Below are 19,581 nucleotides of genomic sequence, written 5' to 3'. Positions count from 1 at the left end.
GACTTGAAGCGGCAGGAGAGAAACGCATGTCAGAACTCGAAGCCCGCATCGCCGCCCTGCCCGACAAGTCCCTGCTGCTGCTGGATGACGATCAGGCCCTGCGCACCCGGATGGGGCGGGCGCTGGAGGCGCGCGGCTTTCAGGTGACGACCGCTGAATCGGTCGCCGAGGCGATGCAGCTGCTGCGCGACAAGGCCCCGGCCTTCGCCGTGCTGGACATGCGGCTTGAGGACGGCAACGGCCTGAAGATCGTCGAGGCGGTGCGCGAAAAGCGCGAGGACGCCCGCATCGTCATGGTGACCGGCTACGGCGCCATCGCCACGGCGGTCGCGGCGGTCAAGGCCGGCGCTGTCGACTATCTGTCCAAGCCCGCCGATGCCGACGACGTGGTCAAGGCCCTGCTCGCCACCGGCGATTCCCCCGAGCCGCCCGAAAACCCGATGAGCGCAGACCGCGTGCGCTGGGAACATATCCAGCGCGTCTATGAGCTGTGCGACCACAATGTCTCGGAGACGGCGCGCCGCCTGGGCATGCACCGCCGCACCCTGCAACGCATCCTGGCCAAGCGCGCGCCGCGATAGGCCGAACCCTCAATCCTCGTCGTCGTCCTCGACCACGTCGGGGATTTCCGGGGTGACCACGGTCGGGGCGATGGTCTTGATCTCGCCCAGCTTGGCGCCGGGGAAGGCCTGAAGCACCGCCTGGACGAAGGGATTGGCCTCGACCTCGGCGCGTTCGGCGGCGCGGGCCTTTTTCTGGACTTCGATGACCGTCTCGGCCCCGCCCTGGCCGTTGGCGGCGATCAGCCAGGTGCGACCGGTCCATTCGCGCAGGCGGGCCGACAGCTTGCGGGCCAGTTCGATGGGCGCGCCCTGGACGCTTTCATAGACGATGGCGCCGGGCTTGAACGAGACCGGCTTCACATACCGCTCCACATCCATCTGAAGTCCGACCTCGCGCTTCTCGCCGATCAGGGCGACGACCTGTTCGAAGGTCTGCGGATCGGGCAGGGCGGGGGCCATCACCGGCCGCGCGGCCATCTGCGCCGAAGTTCCGCCGCCGCCTCCACCACCGCCACCACGCGGGGCCGAGCCGCCGCCCATCGGTTCACCGGACTGCAGCCGCTTCAGCGCCTCCTCCGGTCCCGGCAGATCGGCGGCATAGGCCAGGCGCACGATCGCCATTTCCACCGCATCGGCCGGATTGGGCGCGCGCCGCACCTCGTCCAGCGCCTTCAGCAGCATCTGCCAGGTGCGCGACAACGTCGCCGCTGGAATGGCTGCACCCAGGGCCGCCAACTTCTGCGCCTGATCATTGGGCAGGCGCGTCGCATTCGGACCCAGCATCTTGGCGACAGAGGCGGCGTGGCAATGTTCCAACAGGTCGTTGGTCACCTGCACCGGATCGGCGCCGAAGCCGTAGAGGGTGCGGAAACTCTCCAGCGCCTCGGGCGTGCGTCCAGCCATGACGCTTTCGAACAGGGCGATGGTCTGGGTCCGGTCGGCCAGGCCCAGCATGTCGCGCACCGTCTCGGTCTTGACCATCTCGCCGCGCTCGGCCTGAACCAGGGCCTGGTCCAGCAGCGACAGGCCGTCACGCACCGACCCCTCGGCCGCGCGCGAGATCAGGGCCAAGGCGTCGTTCTCGATCTTCATGCCTTCGCGGTCTGCGATCCGGCCCAGATGCTCGACCAGGATTTCCGGCTCGACACGACGCAGGTCGAAGCGCTGACAGCGGCTCAGGATCGTCACCGGCACCTTGCGGATCTCGGTGGTGGCGAAGATGAATTTGGCGTGGGGCGGCGGCTCTTCCAGCGTCTTCAGCAGGGCGTTGAACGCCTGCGTCGACAGCATGTGGACCTCGTCCAGCACATAGACCTTGTAACGCGCCTCGACGGGCGCATAGCGGACGCTTTCGAGAATGTCGCGGATGTCGTTGACGCCGGTGTGCGACGCCGCGTCCATCTCCATCACGTCCATGTGCTGGCCGGCCATGATGGCGGCGTCGTGCCGGCCGTGGGCGGTCAGGGCCAGCGACGGCTTGTCGATGACGTCGGTCTCGTTGTTCAGGGCGCGAGCCAAAAGGCGAGCGGTGGTCGTCTTGCCGACGCCGCGCACGCCCGTCAGCATGAAGGCGTGGGCGATCCGGCCCGTGGCGAAGGCATTGGTCAGGGTGCGCACCATCGCCTCCTGACCGATCAGATCCTCGAAGGTGCGCGGCCGGTATTTGCGCGCCAGCACCTGATAGGCGGCGCCGTCATCGACGTGGGCCTCGACGTCGGCGGGGGCGGGCTTGGCGACGGGGGCGGCAGCGGGCGCCACGACCGGCTCTGGCGCTGCGGCAGGCGCGCCGAACATGTCGTCGGTGTTTTCGTCGCGCGGGGCGACGTCGTCCTCTTCCCAGGGCGGGCCGTCGAGATTCGTGTCGCTGTCCGTCATGGGAGGAAGTCTTACAGCGGGTGAGGTCCGCAGCGAAGCGGCCGTTCACCCAAAAGGCTGGATTATCTCGGATTGGAAACGCGGCGCTACGACTCGGTCATGCAGGCAAGTTCATCAGCCGTACGTGCTGGTACCCTCGCATCCGCAAGTCCTTAAGAATTCCAACGACGTCGGTGTAACGATTGGATGCTTTCGGCTCGACGTAGATCGGGTTCCTGACATCGAGGCCCATTTCGTACAGGCGACGACCGATTTCACTTGCGGAAGTACGTTGAGATTTGTCGCCGTTATACGTCGAAATCTGGACGGTTCCGTCAGGGTTGAGATCGATCTGAGCGCCGTTTGTCTGAAGCGCCGTCTCGTAACAGCCCATCGTCCGGTAGACGCTGAACCCGTCAACTGCGGTCGCGGCTCTGCGGGCGCCGATCCACAGGCGCACAACCCCAACAATCCAAGGAGCCATACGGGTCTCATAGGACGACGTTCGCAGAAGTTGTGGCGTATCACAACCGTCTGCCCTCGCGTTCAAAAAATGGCGCACCAAACGCGCTCGATCAGCGAGCCGCCGTGCGGCGAGCGGTAGCGCAGAAAAAGAGGAAGTAGAGACCGCGACCCGAAGGGGAATTCGTTGTGGCTGCTGCCTTCCGGCCCTGACCAGATTGGCGAAACCTTCGCCCGCGATCTCCAAGCGGAGATATGACGGGTGCGGCGGTTGGAATCAAGAGCTACAAACCCTCATGGCCCATCAGAACACCTTCGCCGGCAATCCGCTCGATCGGGCCGGGGACCTGAGGAATGATCCCGACTGGCTGGCGGAGCAGGCCGCCAAGCCCTACGCCCAGGCCCTGGTGCTCTGGGAGGGGCGGCCGCTGATTGAGGAGACGGGCGAGGGGCCGAGGCTGGCGTGGCTGCAGATGCGCCATGCGCGCACCCTGGTGCGCGATCGCGAGGCGTTTCTGGGCCTGTGGAACGACGAACCCGTCTTCGCCATCGAGTTTGAAGGCTCGATCGATCCGACCGATGGGCCGCTGGCCGGGCTGGGCGCCTTTCAAGAGATGCGCGCGGCGGCGGCGATCCTGCCGGCAGCGGATGCGGCGATCGCGGGCGGGGCCAAGAGCCTGTTCGACTGGCGACGCAAACACGGCTTCTGCGCCAACTGCGGCACCCTGAGCGAGACGGCGTCGGGCGGCTGGAAGCGGATTTGCCCGGCCTGCGGGACCGAGCATTTCCCGCGCGTCGATCCGGTCACCATCATGCTGCCGGTCTATAAAGGCGGGGCCGAACCCATCTGCCTGGTTGGCCGTCAGGCGGCCTGGCCTGCCGGACGGATGTCGGCTCTGGCCGGGTTCCTGGAACCGGGCGAATCCATCGAGGAGGCCTGCGCCCGCGAGGTGAAGGAAGAGGCCGGCCTGACCGTGATCGCCACGGCCTATCACTCCAGCCAACCCTGGCCCTTTCCCTCGCAACTGATGATCGGCCTGATCGCGGAGGTGTCGGACGATCAGGCGCAACCGGACCAGACCGAATTGGAAGCCGTCGCCTGGCTGACGCGGGCCGAGGCGCGCGCCGTGCTGGCGGGCGAGCATCCGAGCATTCAGGCCCCGCCGCCCTTCGCCATCGCCCACAGCCTGATCAAGGCCTGGGTCGAGGAGGTCTAGGCCAGCGCCCGCGCCGCCTCCAGGTCGGCGGGATTGTCGACGGACAGGGGGGCTTCGTCGATGACGGCGGCCCAGATCTGCATGCCCATTTCCAAGGCGCGCAGCTGTTCCAGCTTCTCGCGTTTTTCCAGCGGCGACGGCGGCGCGGCGCAGAAGCGGTTCAGCGCCTCACGGCGATAGCCATAGACGCCGATGTGGCGCCAGACGGGGGCGTCGCCGTACAGGGTCGAGCGCGTGAAATAGAGGGCGCGCGCCTGGCGTTCGCCTTCGCCCAGAGCCAGCACCGCCTTGACCACATCGGGATTGGTCCGGTCCGACCCGTCGGCCTCGGCGGCGACCAGGGTGGCGATGTCGCAGGTCGGCTCGCCGTGTAGGATGGCGGCGCAGGCGACGGCCAGACCGGGGCTGGCGAAGGGCATGTCGCCCTGGACGTTGATGACGGCGTCGAAATCGCCCTCGGGGTCGATGGCGTCCACGGCGGCGCGAATGCGGTCCGAGCCCGACGGCAGGGCCGGGTCGGTCAGGACGGCGCGGCCGCCTGCGGCTTCCACCGCCTCTACGATTTCTGGATCGCCGGCGGCGACCACGACCGGCAGGCCCGAGGCCTCGGCCTGGCGATAGGCGCGCACGATCATCGGCGTGTCGCCGATCAGGGCCAGCGGCTTGTTCGGCAGGCGAGTGGCGGCCATGCGAGCCGGTATCATTATCAACGGATTCATCGACTTCCCTGACGCCTGTCTGGCCCGTCGCGCGTTGGGCCGGTTGCGAAGGCGGCGCTACCGTGCCAGAGACGCCAAAGCAAGATTATGTCCGGGGCATGTTTTCTAAGGGGCCCGGCCGGCAGAGGGAAACGACCAGGCGTATGAGCGGCGATCTTAAGTGGAACAAGATTTTCGGCGCGGCTCTGGGGACGGCGTTCGTCATCCTGGTCGTCCAGCAGGCCTCGGGCCTCGTCTATCATTCGGAAGCGCCCGAAAAGATGGGCTATTTCGTCGATGCGCCGGAAGAAGCCGCCGGCGGTGAAGCCGCCGAACTGGCGCCCGACTGGGGCACGGTCCTGCCGACCGCCGATCTGGCCGCCGGCGAGGCCGCCTTCGCACGTTGCCAGGCCTGCCATGACGCGCACCAGGGCGGCGCCGACAAGATCGGTCCGAACCTGTGGGGCGTGGTCGGCGGGCCGGTCATGCACCGTCCGGGCTTCGCCTATTCCGACGCCATGGCCAAGCACAAGGCCGAGGCGCCGACCTGGGGCTATGACCAGATCAACAGCTTCATCACGGCCCCGGCCAAATACGTGCCCGGCACCAAGATGTCCTTCGCCGGCATCCGCGACACTCAGACGCGCATCAATCTGATCGCCTGGCTGCGCACTCAGGGCTCGGGCGGCTTCGCCATCCCGGCGCCGGATCCCACCCGTCAGCCTGGCGCGGCCGCGCCGGCCGCCGGCGCGCCTGCGACGGGCGAGGCCCCGGTGACCGAGGGCGCCGCGGCGACCGAAGCGACCGGGACCACCCCGGCCGCCGGCGCCCCCGCCGCGTCTCAGGCGACCCCGGCGGCCCCGCCCGCCGCGACGGCGTCTGCGCCGCCCAACACCTGATCGTTCCGGCGATGAACGACAAAAGGGCGGCCCGACGGCCGCCTTTCTTCGTTTCGGGCTGAGCGCTCGGCTCAGAGGATCTTTGCGGCCTCGTCGAACGACAGGCGCGGCGAGCGTGGAAACAGGTTCTCGTCCGAGCCATAGCCGAGGTTGAGGATATAGTTCGGCTCGACATGGCTGTCGGGGAAGAACTGGGCCTTCACGCCGGCGGCGTCGAAGCCGGACATCGGCCCGACATCCAGGCCCAGGGCGCGGGCGGCGATGGTCAGATAGCCGCCTTGCAGCGAGGCATTGCGGAAGGCGGTCTCACGCCGAGCGGCCTCGTCGGCGAACCAGGCCTTGGCGCCCGGAGCGTGGGGGAACAGGGCGTCGAGATGGTCGTGGAAATCCATGTCCTGACCGACGATCACCGTCACCGGGGCCTGCTGCGTCTTGTCGCGATTGCCCTCGCTCATCAGCGGGATCAGGCGGGCCTTGGCCTCCGGAGACGTGACGAAGACGAAGCGGGCGGGCGATCCGTTGACCGCCGTCGGCCCGAACTTGGTCAGGTCATACAGCTTGCGCAGCAGTTCCGGCGCGACGGGGCGGTCAGTCCAGCCGTTGCGCGTGCGCGCCTCGGTGAACAGTTGCGACAGGGCGGCGTCCGACAGCGGGACGTCGCGTTGATGAGTAGCGTCATAGGCCATGGGAATGCGTTCCTGACTTAAATAGCAACGAGTACAGGTGCTAATTAGGGTGTTTCGCAACAGCCGCAAGCGCCAATCCCGAAAGACTGGGTTTCGATATCACGCACCGAGCACAACCCCTCTGTCGCCCGAGCTTTGTTCGCCCTATCTAGAGGGCATGAAAGATCTGACCCAACTGATGCAGCAGGCCCAGGCGATGCAGCAAAAGCTGCAGGACGCCCAAGCCAGGATGGCTGAAACCACAGCCGAGGGTTCGTCCGGCGGCGGCCTCGTCTCGGTGTCCCTCAAGGGGCCTGGCGAGATTACGGCCATCAAGATCGACGACAGTCTGTTGAGCCCGGGCGAGGGCGAGATCCTGGCCGATCTTATCGTCGCCGCCCATGCGGACGCCAAGCGCAAGCTGGATGAGCAAAACAACGCCCTGATGCGCGAGGCCGCAGGCCCCATGGCCGGGATGAACATTCCCGGAATGCCGAAACTGTTCTGATGGCCGTCTCCGCCGGGCCGGAGATCGAACGGCTGATCTCCCTTCTCGCCAAACTGCCGGGCCTGGGTCCGCGCTCGGCGCGGCGCGCGGCGCTGGCGCTGTTGAAGCGGCGCGAGCAGTTGCTGGTGCCGCTGGCGGCGTCGCTGGCCGAGACGGCGGAAAAGGTCGTGTCGTGCTCGGTTTGCGGCGCGCCGGATACGCGCGACCCCTGCGCCATCTGTTCGGACGGATCGCGTGACAATGGCCTGATCTGCGTGGTCGAGGAGGCCGGCGCCCTGTGGGCGATGGAGCGATCCGGCGCCTTTCGCGGAAAATATCATGTGCTGGGCGGACTGCTGTCCGCTCTGGACGGCGTCGGACCCGAGCATCTGCGGGTCACCGAACTGGTCGGGCGCGTAAGGGGCGGGGGCGTGCGCGAGGTCGTGCTGGCCCTGCCGGCCACGGTCGATGGCCAGACGACCGCCCACTATGTCGCTGAGCGGATCGCCGGGCCGGATGTGGAGATCACCTCGCTGGCGCGCGGGGTGCCGGTCGGCGGCGAACTGGATTGGCTGGACGACGGCACCATCGTCCAGGCCCTTCGCGCCCGCCGCCCGGCCTGACCGAGTTAGTTCGAAGGCGCCGTCGGGGCGTTGACGTTCGGCGCTTCGCCCGTCGGTGTGGCGACGGCGCGGCCCGTCGAATCCGTTGGCGCGTCGGCGGCGGGCGGCGTCTGGCTGTCGCCCGCGAACGCCTGGGTCTCGGCGGCGGCGGCTTGCGGCCCCGTCTCAGCGTTCTTGGCGTTGAAAGCGCCGTTGGTCACGAACCACAGTCCCAACAGCAGCACCGCGGCGGCGAGGGTCGAAACCGCTAGGATGACGGCGATGCGCGGGTTCTTGCGTCCGCTGCGCACCAGTTCTGCTTCGACCGGCCGGCCGTCGTGCACCGCATCGGCGGCGGTGTCGTGTCGGTGGGGCTTTTCCGGGGTCATGGGCGGGTCCTTCGTGCAAATGGCTGAGACACCAACGTCATCGCAACGGCGACGTTCCGGACAAGCGGCGCCGGAAGGGCCCCGCTTCTCATTGAAGGCGACTCTCGTTAGGAACGGAGCATGAACATGCTTGTGCTGATCCTCGCTGTCCTGGCCGCCGCGTTCGCGGGCGGTTTTCTGTGGGCCTATATGGGCTGGCAGAGGACGAGCGGCGCGCTGGCGGCGGCGGAGGCCCGCATCGATCTGGTCGAGGAAAGCCGTTTGACCATGGGCGAACTGCTCAAGGCCCAGGCCGCGCAGTCGGCCCAGGTCGTGGCGGATCAGATGGTCAGTCGCGCGACCGAGACCTTCCGCGCTCAGGACCAGCTGGCGCGCGAGCGGATGGCCGCCCAGCTGAAACCTGTCGCCGACACCCTGACCAAGTTCCAGGAGCATGTCGCCGCGCTGGAGAAGACGCGCTCCGAAGAGACCGGGGGGCTGCGTGAACAGCTGGCCCAGCTGATGACGGCCTCCTCCGCCACGCGCGACGAGGCGCGCAAGCTGACCGAGGCCCTGCGCGGCAATACGGGCCGTCGCGGGCGCTGGGGCGAGCAGACCTGTCGCAATGTGCTGGAGGCCGCCGGCATGGCGGGGCGGTTCGACTTCACCGAGCAGACGTCCAGCGCCGACGACGAGGGCCGCCAGAACCGGCCCGACTTCATCGTCCGCCTGCCCGGCGGCGGCATGTTCGTGATCGACGCCAAGGTTCCGCTGGCCTTCGACGACGGGGAGGGCGACGAGGAGGCGCGCGCCCGCTCCGTCGGTCTGCGCACCGCCGCCAGCCTGAAAACCCATGTGCGCCAACTGTCGTCCAAGGCCTATCAGGACCAGTTCAAGCCCAGCCCCGATTTCGTCGTCCTGTTCGTGCCCGGCGACGCCTTCCTGGTAACGGCTCTGGACCATGAGCCAGATTTGATGACCCAGGCCATGGCCTCGCGCGTCGTCATCGTCACGCCCTCGACCCTGTTCGCCCTGTGCAAGGCCGTCGCCTATGGCTGGCGCGCGGAAGAGCAGGCGGCCAACGCCGACAAGGTCGCCGCCTTGGGCCGCGAACTCTACAAGCGGCTGTCGGTCATGGGCGGCCATGCCTCCGCCGTCGGACGCGCGCTGGATACGGCCGTCGGCAAGTACAATCAGTTCGTCGGCTCGCTCGAGAGCCAGGTCATGGTCTCCGCACGCCGGTTCGAGGATCTGCAGGTCGACCATGAGGGCAAGGCCTTGCCGGATCTGACGCCGGTCGAAACCGCACCCCGCGCCATCGCCCGTCCCGAACTGATCGCCGCCGCCAAGGCGGAGTAGGGCCTCTTTCTATGGAAAGGGCGCTTGACAGCGCCGACGCCGTTATGTCAATGTAGCTTGTCAATAGGACAAGGGGTGTTGACTGATGCGCAAGTGGCGGCCGGTAATCAAGGCGATTGCAATCACCTTCGGCGGCGGACTGTTGTTAGCCTTGGTCGGCGGGATCGCGATGGGATACGCCGCCCGCGCCGGCTGGATCGGTTCGGAGATGGGGGAGATGATCTTCACCGCCGTCTTCGCCGCCACCATCATGGCCGGCTCGCTGTGGGTCGGCGCCGAATGGATGCGGGTCATCGACGAAGCCGCACGTGAGGCGCACAAGGCCGCCTGGTACTGGGGCGGAACGGCCGGCATGTGCGTCAGCGGCGTCGGCCTGATCCTGTCCTCGGCGGGGCCGTGGCGCGAGGTGATCGCGCGCGAGATCGGATCGGGCGGCTCGCCCATCGACTATGTGTCCGCCGGCGCCGCCTTGATGATCGCCCCCATGCTGATCGGCTACACCCTCGTCTGGGCCTGGTGGTGGCTGGCGCGGATGCGGGGCTGAGCCATGAACAATCGTCTCAAGGTCCTGCGCGCCGAGCGCGACTGGAGCCAGGCGCAGTTGGCCGAACAACTCGGCGTATCGCGCCAGACCGTGAACGCCCTGGAGACCGGCCGTTACGACCCCTCCCTGCCGCTGGCCTTCAAGATCGCCCGCGTCTTCGGCCAACCCATCGAATCCATCTTTTCAGACGATAAAGCGTGAACTCATGACCTTTACAGCCCATCTCAAATCCTCCGTTTCCACCCTGGTGCGGGGCGCGATCGGCGTCGCCGGAGGCGTGGCGCTGTTCGCCGCCATCGCCGGCGTCCCGGCTGACGTCCTGGCCCAGACCGCCGCGCCTGCTGCGCCCGCGCCCATCCAGGGCGAAGGCCCCGCCCTGTGGGTGGTCAAGGATGCGGATTCGACCCTGTATCTGTTCGGCTCGGTCCATGTGCTTCGCCCGACGACCGGCTGGGCCAGCCCCCGCGTCGAGGCCGCCTTCGACAGCGCCTCGGACATCTGGTTCGAGATCAGCAATCCCGACGACCAGGCCGCCATCATGCCGCTGATTCAGCAGCACGGCCTGTCGCCCGAGACCCCCTTGTCCAGCCGCCTGACGCCGGAAGAAAACGCCGAACTGGATGCGGCAGCCCAAGCCATGGGCGCCTCGGCCGCCCAGCTTCAGCCGATGAAGCCCTGGTTGGCGGCGCTCAGCCTGTCGGTCGCGCCGCTGATCAAGGCCGGCTACGACCCCAAGTCGGGCGTCGAACTGGTGTTGAAGGCGCGCGCCGAGGCGGCGGGCAAGCCGATCCACGGCTTCGAGACCATCGACAAACAGATCGGCATCCTGGCCGGCCTGCCCGACGACGTGCAACTGGTCTTCCTGCGCGAGACGCTGAAGGACTACGAGAACGCCGCCACAAAACTGGATGAAATGGTCGAGGCCTGGGCCCGGGGCGACGTCGCAACGCTGGATCGCGTCACGATCACGGAAATGAAGGAGGCCTCGCCGGCCCTCTATCAGTCCGTTCTGGTGGATCGGAACACCGACTGGGCCAACCAGATCCAGACCCTGCTTGAAGGCTCCGGCACCGCCTTCATCGCCGTCGGCGCCGCTCACCTGACCGGCGACGACAGCGTCCAGGCCATCCTGCAAAAGCGCGGCGTGACGGTCGAAGCGGCGAACTGAGGTCGGAAGGAAGGCGCGGCGGCGACGTCGCGCCTTCGCCGAGAGGCTGGAGCGGGCAGCGGGAATCGAACCCGCACGAAAAGCTTGGGAAGCTTTCAGGCTACCACTACATCATGCCCGCGATGGCCTGAGGCCGGTCTATCTCAAGCGACAGTGGCGCTCAAGGCGCGCGCTTCATTCTCGCGCGCATAGCGCTGGGCGATGATGGTGCAGGCGAACAGCTGGATCTGGTGGAACAGCATGATCGGCAGGACGATCAGCGGCACGGCGTGACCGGCGAACAGGATGCCGGCCAGGGGGATGCCGGTGGCCATGCTCTTCTTGGAGCCGCAGAACAGGATGACGATCCGATCGGGCCGGTCGAACTTCAGCGCGCGGCCGGCGAACAGAGTCAGGGTCAGGACGATGGCCAGCAGGGCGATGTTGAGGCCAATGACCTTGGCCAGATCCAGCGGCGCGACCTGGGACCAGACGCCGGCGACGACGCCCTCGCTGAAGGCGGCGTAGACGATCAGCAGGATGGAGCCGCGGTCGACCAGGCCGGTCAGTTTGGCGTGGCGGGTCAGCCAGTCCTTCAGCAGCGGGCGGCACAGCTGGCCTACGGCGAAGGGGGCCAGGATCTGCAGTCCGATGTCGAAGATGGACTGCAGATGGATGCCGCCATTGGCGCCGCCGATCAGCAGGGCGACCAGCAGCGGCGTCACGATCACGCCCAGCAGGTTCGACAGGCTGGCGCTGGTCAGGGCACCCGCGACATTGCCGCCGGCGATGGAGGTGAAGGCGATGGACGACTGCACCGTGGACGGCAGCAGGCACAGATAGAGCATCCCCGTCAGCAGATCGGGCTGAAGCGACCCTCGCATCAGAAAGACCAGGCCAAGCCCCAGCAGCGGAAACAGCAGGAAGGTCGACAGGAAGACCGTGCCCTGAAGCCGCCAGTGCAGCAGGCCCGCGCCGATGGCCGCCGGCGACATCCGCGCGCCGTACAGGAAGAACAGCAGGGCGATGGCGGCCTTGACCACCCAGTCCATGACGACGGCCGCCTGTCCGCTGGCGGGAAACAGCGCCGCCAGGATCACCATGCCGATCAGGGCCAGCAGATAGCCGTCGATCGGCAGGCGGGACAGGAAACGAGGCATGGACGGCTCAGGCTGCGGCGGGGTGACGCACAGATAGGCGCATCAGCCCCCGCATTGAACCCGCGTCTTCAGGCCCCGGCGCGGTTCTTGACCAGATCGTCTACGACCGACGGGTCGGCCAGGGTCGAGGTGTCGCCCAGAGCGCCGATCTCGTTCTCGGCGATCTTGCGCAGGATGCGGCGCATGATCTTGCCCGACCGGGTCTTGGGCAGGCCCGGCGCCCACTGGATCACGTCGGGGGCGGCGATAGGGCCGATCTCGTGACGGACGTGAGCGACCAGGGCCTTTCTCAGATCCTCGGTCGCCTCGGCGCCCTTGTTCAGGGTGACATAGGCGTAGATGCCCTGGCCCTTGATGTCGTGCGGATAGCCGACCACCGCCGCCTCGGCGACATCGTCGTGCAGGACCAGCGCGCTCTCGACCTCGGCCGTGCCCATTCGGTGGCCCGAGACATTGATGACGTCGTCCACCCGGCCGGTGATCCAGTAATAGCCGTCCTCGTCCCGGCGGCAGCCGTCGCCGGTGAAGTAGCGGCCGGGATAGGTCGAGAAATAGGTGTCGAAGAAGCGCTGATCGTCGCCATAGACGGTACGCATCTGGCCCGGCCAGCTGTCGGTGATGCACAGATTACCGGAAACGGCGCCCTCCAGGGGCTGGCCCTCGGCATCCACGATCTGAAGCTCGACGCCGGGCAGGGGCAGGGTCGCCGATCCGGGCTTCAGGTCGGTGGCGCCGGGCAGGGGGGTGATCAGATGACCGCCCGTCTCGGTCTGCCACCAGGTGTCCACGATGGGGCAACGGCCGTCGCCGACCACCTCGTGATACCAGCGCCAGGCCTCGGGGTTGATTGGCTCTCCCACCGTGCCGAGCAGCCGCAGCGAGGCGCGCGAAGAGGCCTTCACCGGCGCATCGCCCTCGCGCATCAGGGCGCGCAGGGCCGTCGGCGCGGTGTAGAAGATCTCGACCTTGTGCTTGTCGACCACCTGCCAGAACCGACCGGCGTCGGGATAGTTGGGCACGCCCTCGAACATCAGGGTCGTCGCCGCATTCGCGAGCGGACCATAGACCATGTAGGAGTGGCCCGTGACCCAGCCCACATCGGCGGTGCACCAGAAGACCTCGCCGGGGCGATAGTCGAAGACGATCTCGTGCGTCCAGGCGGCCCAAAACAGATAGCCGCCCGTGGTGTGCAGCACGCCCTTGGGCTTACCCGTCGAGCCGGAGGTGTAGAGGATGAACAGCGGATCCTCGGCGTTCATCGGCTCGGGCGGGCAGTCGGCGTCGACCTTTGCGGCCTCCTGCCCATAGTCGAAGTCGCGACCCTCGATCATCGGCACGTTGGCGCCGGTGCGGCGGATGACCAGGACGGTGTCGACCTTCACCTTCGTCAGGGCCTCGTCGACATTGGCCTTCAGCGGAATGTGCTTGCCGCCGCGCAGACCCTCATCGGCGGTGATGACCAGATTGGAGCCGCAGTCCTCGATCCGGCCGCACAGGCTGTCGGGCGAGAAGCCGCCGAAGACGACCGAATGCACCGCGCCGATCCGCGCACAGGCCAGCATGGCGTAGGCGGCCTCGGGGATCATGGGCAGATACAGGGTGATCCGGTCGCCCTTTTTGGCCCCATGCGCCTTCAGCACATTGGCCATGCGGCACACCTCGGCGTGCAGTTCGCCGAAGGTGATATGGCGGCTGTCGGCGGGATCGTCGCCTTCCCAGATGATCGCCGTCTCGTCCTTGCGGTGGGGCAGGTGACGGTCGATGCAGTTGGCCGAGACGTTCAGGACGCCGTCCTCGAACCAGCGAATACGGAAGTCTTCCTTGTTGAAGGAGACGTCCTTGATCCGGGTCGGCGGGGTGATCCAGTCCAGACGCTTTGCCTGTTCGGCCCAGAAGGCGTCCGGCGTCTCGCGTGCGGCGATCCGCGCCGCCTCATACGCCTCCCGGTCCATATGGGCCTTGGCGGCCCAGTCGGCGGGGACGGGATAGAGGGCGGGATCAGGCACGCGAGACGTCTCCGGCATCAAATCAGAATCCGTATTTGGCGAACAGGATCAGTCGGGTCATGTCGCCGCTGGCGCCGGTTTCGATCTCGCGGTCTGCGAACATCAGTTCGGCGCCGACATCAAACGCCGTAACCGGCGACCAGATCAAGTTGGCGTGGAGGCTCTGGGCCGAACGGTTGGCGGTCAGACCTGTGAAGGCCAGGTCGTTGTCCACCTTCTGCGCCGACCAGATCAGGCTTGAGCGCCAGCCGGGCGCCCAGACGTGACGATAGGCGGCGAAGCCGGCGACCACGCTGATCGCATCCAGATCGCCCGAGCCGTTCAGCACCGCGTCGTTGGAGAAGTTGAGACCAACATAGCGGCCGATGCCCTCGCCGCCCGTCACCATCAGGCGCAGATCGTCCTTGGCGCCGACCTTTATCTTGGTCGAGGCCGACAGCCCCCAGCCGGTCGCAGTGGAATCGATGTTGCTGGCCGGGCTCTGGTATTTCAGCTGACGCAGCAGGCCGGCGAACTGGAAATCGCCCCAGGGCTTGGACACCGCATAGCGGGCGGTGAAGTCCGGCAGGGTGCTGTCGTCGGCGATGATGCGCGCGCCGCCGCCGAATGGGGTCACGGTCGTCTCGGGGTTCTCGACCGAGACCGAGAAGGGACCGCGCGTGTAGCGGACCTGGACCTGACGGGCGAAGACCGTGCCCTCCGCCGCGCCGATGAAGTCGGAGGATTCGGGCAGAACGGCGGTGTTCTGGAAGTTGGTCCATTCCTGGCCGATCAGCCAGTTATCGATGGTGATGAAGGCGCGACGCAGGGCCGGGTTGGCCGGGCTGGTGGTGCGCTGGTCGCCGGCGCCGGGCAGGGTCTGGAAGTCCATTTCCATCCGCGTGCCGATCTTATGGCCGCCGACCATGCCGTCGGTGGTCAGCCAGAACCGGGTCTGACGGGCGTTGAAGTCGGTCGCCGTATCCTCATTGGTCCCACCGATGGGGATGGAGCCGGGAATGTGGAATTCACGCAGCGCGTCGCCGTTTGCCGGGTCGCCGCCCGAGTAGCGGCTGGCGTAGGCGTCGACCTTGACGAAGCCGCCGAACTTGACCGTGTGGTCGCCAATGCGGAACCCTTCGCCGGGCGCGGCTGGCGCCGCGGCCTGTTGGACCGGGGCGGGCGCGGCCGGGCGGGTCTCCAGGCGGATGATGTCCTGCTGTTGCGCCGCCTGCTGGGTTCGCGCGGCGACGACCTCGGACTTCAGGGCGTTCAACTGGGCTTCGAGCTGAGCGATGCGCGCCTCGAGCGCGGCCTGGTCCTGGGCCGAGGCCAGGCTGGGCGTCGCCATCAGCGCGACGGCGGCGGCTCCTGCCATCAGGCTTGTCTTGATCATGATGAACCTCCCGCGCCCGTCTCGCGCGGGCGTCCCTTTGACGACCTTTCCGCCTCCGGCCTCGGGGAGCCATTGGCCATTGGTCTAATTTCGACCAAAGTCGAACCGCGCCATGATGGCGACGACGCGGCCGGTCAGACGCCGCGCACGGAAGGAAGCCCATGGATCGCATCGTCGTCGCCGACGACCATCCCCTGTTTCGCGCCGCCCTGCGCTCGGCCGTCGACAAGGCGGCGCCGGGCGCGGAGGTGGTGGAATGCGCCAGCCTGGCCGAGGCCCGGGCCGCGATGGTCGCGGGGCCCGTCGATCTGTTGCTGCTGGATCTGAAACTGTCGGACAGCGAGGGCATGGCGGGTCTCGCCGCCGTGCGGGCCGAACAGCCGACCGTGCCGGTGGCGGTGGTCTCGGCCAGTGAGGACGCGCCGGTGGTGCGCCACGCCCTGGGTCTGGGCGCCGCCGGCTTTATTCCCAAGTCTTCGTCCCTGCCGCAGATGGTCGAGGCGATCGCCGCCATTCTCGCCGGCGACAGCTGGGCGCCGGATGTGCCCGAGGCCGACGACGATCTGGCGGGCCGCGTGGCCAGCCTGACGCCGTCGCAACTGCGCATCCTGGAAGGGCTGAAGGCCGGCCGGCTGAACAAGCAGATCGCCTTCGACCTCGGCGTCTCCGAAGCCACCATCAAGGCGCATCTGACCAGCGTGTTTCGAAAGCTGGGTGTTCACAACCGGACCCAGGCGGTGATCCTGGCCAAATCGCTGGACCCGGCTTAACTAGACAGGAAGGCCTTCAGCGCCGCCGGCTTGATCGGCTTGGGCAGAAGGACGGCGCCGGCCGCCGTGGCCTGTTCGTTCAGCCCGTCGCGGGTGTCGGCGGTGACCAGGGCGATGCGGCGCACGCCCTGGGGCCTCAGCCAGTCGATGACGGCGAACCCTTCGGGCCCATCGCCCAGATGCAGATCGACCACGGCGGCGTCGAACGGCCCTTGCGCCGCCTTGGCCGCCTCGACGCTGGTGACCAGTGTCGGCCGCGCGCCCCAGCGGGTGAGCAGGGCGTTCAGCGCGTCCAGGATCACCGGCTCATTGTCCACGCACAGCACTCGCAGACCCGCCAGCGGCAGGCGCGCCTCGCGCACCGGCGGCGCCTCGGCGGGCAGGTCGGCCGCGCTGCGCGGCACGGTGATCCGGAAGGTCGTGCCGCGTCCCAAACGTGAACTCAGCTCCAGCGGGTGATCGAGCAGGCTGGACAGGCGGCGCACGATGGCCAGCCCCAGGCCAGCGCCCGGTTCGTCGACAGCGCCCGGCAGACGCACGAACTCGCCGAAGACGGTTTCGTGTTCGGTGTCGGGGATCCCGCGTCCGGTGTCGCAAACGAACAGTTGCACCGTCTCGCCCCGCCGACGCGCCCCGACCAACACCCGGCCGGCATCGGTATAGCGGATCGCGTTGGCCACCAGATTTTGCAGCATGGAGCGCAGCAGATCACGGTCGGACGCGACCCACAGGCCGCTGGACATCACGGTCAGAGCCAGGCCTTTGGCCTCGGCCACGGGCGCGAACTCGCGGCGCAGTTCGTCGAACAGGCCGCCCAGCGACAGCCGCGCGACATTGGTCCGCACGCCGCCGGCCTCCAGCTTGGACAGGTTCAGCAGGGCGGTCAGCAGACGGTGGGCGCTGTCGATGGCGCGGTCCGCGTTGACGGCCAGGGTGCGGCTGGTCGCATCTTCCAGCGCCGGCTCTTCTTTTAGCGCGGCGATGAACAGCCGGGCGGCGTGCAGGGGTTGCAGCAGGTCGTGGCTCGCGGCGGCCAGGAACCGGGTCTTGGACGCCGTGGCGTCTTCGGCCACACGCCGGGCCTCGTCCAGTCGGGCGGTGCGGTCCGCAACACGCGCCTCCAGCCGTTCGTTGGCCTCTTCCAGCTCACGCGCGGCTTGGCGCAGGGCGGTGATGTCGGTGTAGCTGGTGGCGTAGCCGCCGCCCGGAATCGGCGCGCCGGAGGAGCGCAGCACCCGGCCGTCGGGCTGCTGGCGTTCGTGGTCGTGGGGGATGCGGCGGCTCAGCGCCTCCAGCCGCCGCTCGACCCAAGCCTCGATGTCGTCGGGGCTCTCGCCGCGCTCGGCGTTGAGGCGATAGATGACGGCGATGGGCAGGCCGACGTGGACGAATCCGGCCGGCAGGTCGAACATGGCGACATAGCGCCGATTCCAGGCGGTGACCCGCAGATCCTCGTCCACCACGATCACGCCCTGGTCGATGTTGTCGAGCGTGGTCTGCAGCAGGTCGCGGTTGAACTGAACGGCCTGGGACGCCTCGTCCAGCATCCGCACCACGTCCTCGGGCGCGCGCCCTACGCCGGCCAGCGCCGCTGCGATGACCCGCCGGGCCGAGGCCGCCCCGATGGCGCCGGCCAGCATCCGCTCGGCGGCGCGCGCCAGGGCCGCGTCGGCTGGGTCGGCGTCGCGCAGCCTGGTGTCGGTCTCATCGCCCCAGGCGGTGAAGGCGCGCTCGGCCCGTTCGTCGCCGATGAAGCGGGCGACCAGGGCGCGCAGATCGCCGACCGAGGCGCCCGACGGCGCAGGCCGGGCCTCCATCCAGTCCGGTCCCAGCCGATCCACGAAGGCGCGGGCCTGGACCCTGTCGATCAGGCGGGGGTGAGCAAAGCGCGACACGCCGACATAGGCCGCCAGGTTCAACGCCAGGCTGACGAAGACGCCGAGCGCCAGCGGGTCGCCTATCCCCAGCATGACGTGCAGGTGCCAAGGCGCGCCGGGCGACAGCTGGGGAAGCGCCAGCATGACGATCCAGACGCCCATCCCGACCGTCATGCCCGCCAGCGCCCCCTGCGCATGGCCGCCCCGCCACAGGACCGCGCCGAACAGGGCCGGCGCCAGCTGGGCCATCGCCGCGAAGGACACCAGCCCCATGGCCGCCAGGCCGCGCGACTGGTCCGTCGCCTGATAATAGAGCCAAGCCAGCAAGAGGACCGCGACGATGGCCCCCCGCCGGACCTGAAGAATGGTCCCCGCCATGTCTGAGGCGTCGCCGCGCACCCGCCAACGCTCGCGGGCCAGGAAGGGTAGGATCAGGCTGTTGGACACCATGGCCGACAGGGCGACGGCCTCGACGATGACCATGGCGGTGGCGGCCGAGAAGCCGCCGACGAAGACCACGGCCGTCAGCAGGGTCTCGCCCCGCTGGAACGGAAGCGCCAGCACCAGCAGGTCCGGGTTGACAGACGGCGCGAACAGGGCGCCCGCCGCCACGAGCGGCAGCACCGCCAGACTGGTCAGCAGCAGATAGAGCGGAAAGATCCACCGCGCCCGCTTTACGTCCGACGGCTGACCGCCTTCGACGAAGGCGACGTGGAACTGGCGCGGCAGGCAGAAGATCGCCAGGGTCGACAGCAGGGTGATGGCGGTGAAGCGCGGCGTGACCTCGGGCGGCGCGGCCAGGGCGCCCAGGCCCTCGATGATGCGCGGGGGCGAGCCTTCGTTCAGCAGCAGGACCAGGGCGAAGACGGCGACGAACAGCAGGGCGCCCAGCTTGACCATCGACTCCAGGCCTATGGCCTGGATCAGGCCGCGATTGTGCTCGGTCAGGTCGGGACGACGAGCGCCGAACAGAATGGCGAAAAAGGCCAGAACCCCGGCCAGCACCAGGACCGTCAGACCCTCGGACCCCGCCACCGGCGTGCCGGCGGTCAGCAGGGCGCCGGCCATCGACAGCGACTTCAGCTGCAGCGCGATATAGGGCAGCGACCCCAGGATGGCGACGACGGTGACCGCCGCGCCCAGGGTCTGGCTCTTGCCGTAACGCGAGGCGACGAAGTCGGCCATGGAGCCCACGTTCTCGCGCCGGGCGGCCGCCGCGATCCGGCGCCACAGCGGAAACAGCAACGTCAGGCCGATCACCGGGCCGATGTAGATGGGGAGATACTCCCACCCGTCGCGCGCCGCCGTGCCGACCGCGCCATAGTAGGTCCATGAGGTGCAGTAGATGGCCAACGAAAGGGCGTAGACCGACGGCCCCAGCCCCTTGCCGCGCGCGCGCGCCGACGGCCGTTCCTGAGACCAGGCGACGGCGAACAGCACCGCCATATAGGCGGCGACCAGGCCGAGGATCGTCAGGCTGAACATCGGGGCATCTGAACCGGGCACGGGGTGTTTCACAAGTGAAAGG

At 68.1% G+C, this 19,581-nt stretch carries 19 protein-coding genes, 1 tRNA gene and 1 other RNA gene; 10 read left to right on the top strand and 11 right to left on the bottom strand.

The window, feature by feature from the left end; genetic code table 11:
- Window positions 1-26: 26 nt before the first annotated feature.
- Complete coding sequence (locus PFY01_RS00360; RefSeq protein WP_055754444.1) at window positions 27-581, top strand: ActR/PrrA/RegA family redox response regulator transcription factor; 555 nt, start codon at window positions 27-29, stop codon at window positions 579-581.
- A gap of 9 nt (window positions 582-590) precedes the next feature.
- Here PFY01_RS00360 and PFY01_RS00355 read toward each other — a convergent pair whose 3' ends face one another.
- The 3 genes from PFY01_RS00355 to ffs form a co-directional block, all read right to left on the bottom strand.
- Window positions 591-2,438, bottom strand: a complete 1,848-nt coding sequence (locus tag PFY01_RS00355) for a DNA polymerase III subunit gamma/tau (RefSeq protein WP_271041984.1) — start codon at window positions 2,436-2,438, stop codon at window positions 591-593.
- Window positions 2,439-2,535: 97 nt separating this feature from the next.
- Window positions 2,536-2,901, bottom strand: a complete 366-nt coding sequence (locus PFY01_RS00350; protein WP_271041983.1) for a hypothetical protein — start codon at window positions 2,899-2,901, stop codon at window positions 2,536-2,538.
- 131 nt (window positions 2,902-3,032) lie between these two features.
- Window positions 3,033-3,128: signal recognition particle sRNA small type (gene ffs / locus PFY01_RS00345), an RNA gene on the bottom strand.
- Window positions 3,129-3,175: 47 nt separating this feature from the next.
- Between ffs and nudC the strand changes: the two genes are divergently transcribed.
- The gene (gene nudC, locus PFY01_RS00340) at window positions 3,176-4,096 is read left to right on the top strand and encodes an NAD(+) diphosphatase (protein ID WP_271041982.1); all 921 of its coding nucleotides are present in this window, start codon (window positions 3,176-3,178) and stop codon (window positions 4,094-4,096) included.
- Here nudC and PFY01_RS00335 read toward each other — a convergent pair.
- A complete protein-coding gene (locus PFY01_RS00335) occupies window positions 4,093-4,815 on the bottom strand; it encodes a 3-deoxy-manno-octulosonate cytidylyltransferase (protein ID WP_082854194.1) in 723 nt (240 codons plus the stop codon). The genes nudC and PFY01_RS00335 overlap by 4 nt on opposite strands.
- 143 nt (window positions 4,816-4,958) lie before the next feature.
- On the opposite strand from PFY01_RS00335, the gene PFY01_RS00330 reads away from it, so the two are divergent.
- A complete protein-coding gene (locus PFY01_RS00330) occupies window positions 4,959-5,693 on the top strand; it encodes a c-type cytochrome (RefSeq protein ID WP_039244051.1) in 735 nt (244 codons plus the stop codon).
- A gap of 71 nt (window positions 5,694-5,764) precedes the next feature.
- On the opposite strand, the gene PFY01_RS00325 is transcribed toward PFY01_RS00330, so the two are convergent.
- Window positions 5,765-6,379, bottom strand: a complete 615-nt coding sequence (locus PFY01_RS00325; protein WP_271041981.1) for a malonic semialdehyde reductase — start codon at window positions 6,377-6,379, stop codon at window positions 5,765-5,767.
- A gap of 157 nt (window positions 6,380-6,536) precedes the next feature.
- On the opposite strand from PFY01_RS00325, the gene PFY01_RS00320 reads away from it, so the two are divergent.
- Together PFY01_RS00320 and recR are read left to right on the top strand one after the other, a co-directional pair.
- A complete protein-coding gene (locus PFY01_RS00320; RefSeq protein WP_271041980.1) occupies window positions 6,537-6,866 on the top strand; it encodes a YbaB/EbfC family nucleoid-associated protein in 330 nt (109 codons plus the stop codon).
- Window positions 6,866-7,468 (top strand): recombination mediator RecR, encoded by a 603-nt coding sequence (gene recR / locus PFY01_RS00315; RefSeq protein WP_271041979.1) that lies wholly within the window; start codon window positions 6,866-6,868, stop codon window positions 7,466-7,468. Before PFY01_RS00320 ends, recR begins: the two co-directional genes overlap by 1 nt.
- 5 nt (window positions 7,469-7,473) lie before the next feature.
- Here recR and PFY01_RS00310 read toward each other — a convergent pair whose 3' ends face one another.
- Entirely contained in the window at window positions 7,474-7,836 is a 363-nt protein-coding gene (locus PFY01_RS00310) for a hypothetical protein (RefSeq protein ID WP_271041978.1), read from the bottom strand.
- A gap of 120 nt (window positions 7,837-7,956) precedes the next feature.
- Between PFY01_RS00310 and PFY01_RS00305 the strand changes: the two genes are divergently transcribed.
- The 4 genes from PFY01_RS00305 to PFY01_RS00290 all read left to right on the top strand — a co-directional run bounded on the left by PFY01_RS00305 (window position 7,957) and on the right by PFY01_RS00290 (window position 10,886).
- Window positions 7,957-9,174, top strand: coding sequence for a DNA recombination protein RmuC (locus tag PFY01_RS00305; protein WP_271041977.1), 1,218 nt, complete (start codon window positions 7,957-7,959; stop codon window positions 9,172-9,174).
- Between the two features lie 85 nt (window positions 9,175-9,259).
- Window positions 9,260-9,718, top strand: a complete 459-nt coding sequence (locus PFY01_RS00300; RefSeq protein ID WP_271041976.1) for a hypothetical protein — start codon at window positions 9,260-9,262, stop codon at window positions 9,716-9,718.
- A gap of 3 nt (window positions 9,719-9,721) precedes the next feature.
- Complete coding sequence (locus PFY01_RS00295; RefSeq protein ID WP_017505630.1) at window positions 9,722-9,919, top strand: helix-turn-helix transcriptional regulator; 198 nt, start codon at window positions 9,722-9,724, stop codon at window positions 9,917-9,919.
- Window positions 9,920-9,923: 4 nt separating this feature from the next.
- Entirely contained in the window at window positions 9,924-10,886 is a 963-nt protein-coding gene (locus PFY01_RS00290) for a TraB/GumN family protein (RefSeq protein ID WP_271041975.1), read from the top strand.
- A 47-nt stretch (window positions 10,887-10,933) separates the two neighbouring features.
- Here the strand turns inward: PFY01_RS00290 and PFY01_RS00285 are convergent.
- The 4 genes from PFY01_RS00285 to PFY01_RS00270 all read right to left on the bottom strand — a co-directional run bounded on the left by PFY01_RS00285 (window position 10,934) and on the right by PFY01_RS00270 (window position 15,406).
- A tRNA-Gly gene (locus PFY01_RS00285) sits at window positions 10,934-11,007 on the bottom strand.
- A gap of 22 nt (window positions 11,008-11,029) precedes the next feature.
- The gene (locus tag PFY01_RS00280; protein ID WP_271041974.1) at window positions 11,030-12,025 is read right to left on the bottom strand and encodes a bile acid:sodium symporter family protein; all 996 of its coding nucleotides are present in this window, start codon (window positions 12,023-12,025) and stop codon (window positions 11,030-11,032) included.
- A gap of 68 nt (window positions 12,026-12,093) precedes the next feature.
- Window positions 12,094-14,049, bottom strand: a complete 1,956-nt coding sequence (gene acs, locus PFY01_RS00275; RefSeq protein ID WP_271041973.1) for an acetate--CoA ligase — start codon at window positions 14,047-14,049, stop codon at window positions 12,094-12,096.
- Between the two features lie 4 nt (window positions 14,050-14,053).
- Window positions 14,054-15,406: a DcaP family trimeric outer membrane transporter gene (locus tag PFY01_RS00270; protein ID WP_271041972.1), complete on the bottom strand. Its 1,353-nt coding sequence runs from the start codon at window positions 15,404-15,406 to the stop codon at window positions 14,054-14,056.
- 161 nt (window positions 15,407-15,567) lie between these two features.
- Between PFY01_RS00270 and PFY01_RS00265 the strand changes: the two genes are divergently transcribed.
- Window positions 15,568-16,176, top strand: a complete 609-nt coding sequence (locus PFY01_RS00265; RefSeq protein ID WP_161640064.1) for a response regulator transcription factor — start codon at window positions 15,568-15,570, stop codon at window positions 16,174-16,176.
- Here PFY01_RS00265 and PFY01_RS00260 read toward each other — a convergent pair.
- On the bottom strand, window positions 16,173-19,538 hold the full coding sequence (locus PFY01_RS00260; RefSeq protein WP_271041971.1) for a PAS-domain containing protein: 3,366 nt from the start codon (window positions 19,536-19,538) through the stop codon (window positions 16,173-16,175). The two genes, PFY01_RS00265 and PFY01_RS00260, sit on opposite strands and share 4 nt — an antisense overlap.
- Window positions 19,539-19,581 lie beyond the last annotated feature (43 nt).

The sequence above is a fragment of the Brevundimonas vesicularis genome (assembly GCF_027886425.1).
In the GTDB taxonomy this organism is placed as follows: Bacteria; Pseudomonadota; Alphaproteobacteria; order Caulobacterales; family Caulobacteraceae; genus Brevundimonas; species Brevundimonas vesicularis_C.
Note: the sequence above shows the minus strand (reverse complement) of the source record. Positions and strands in the feature narration are given on the sequence as shown.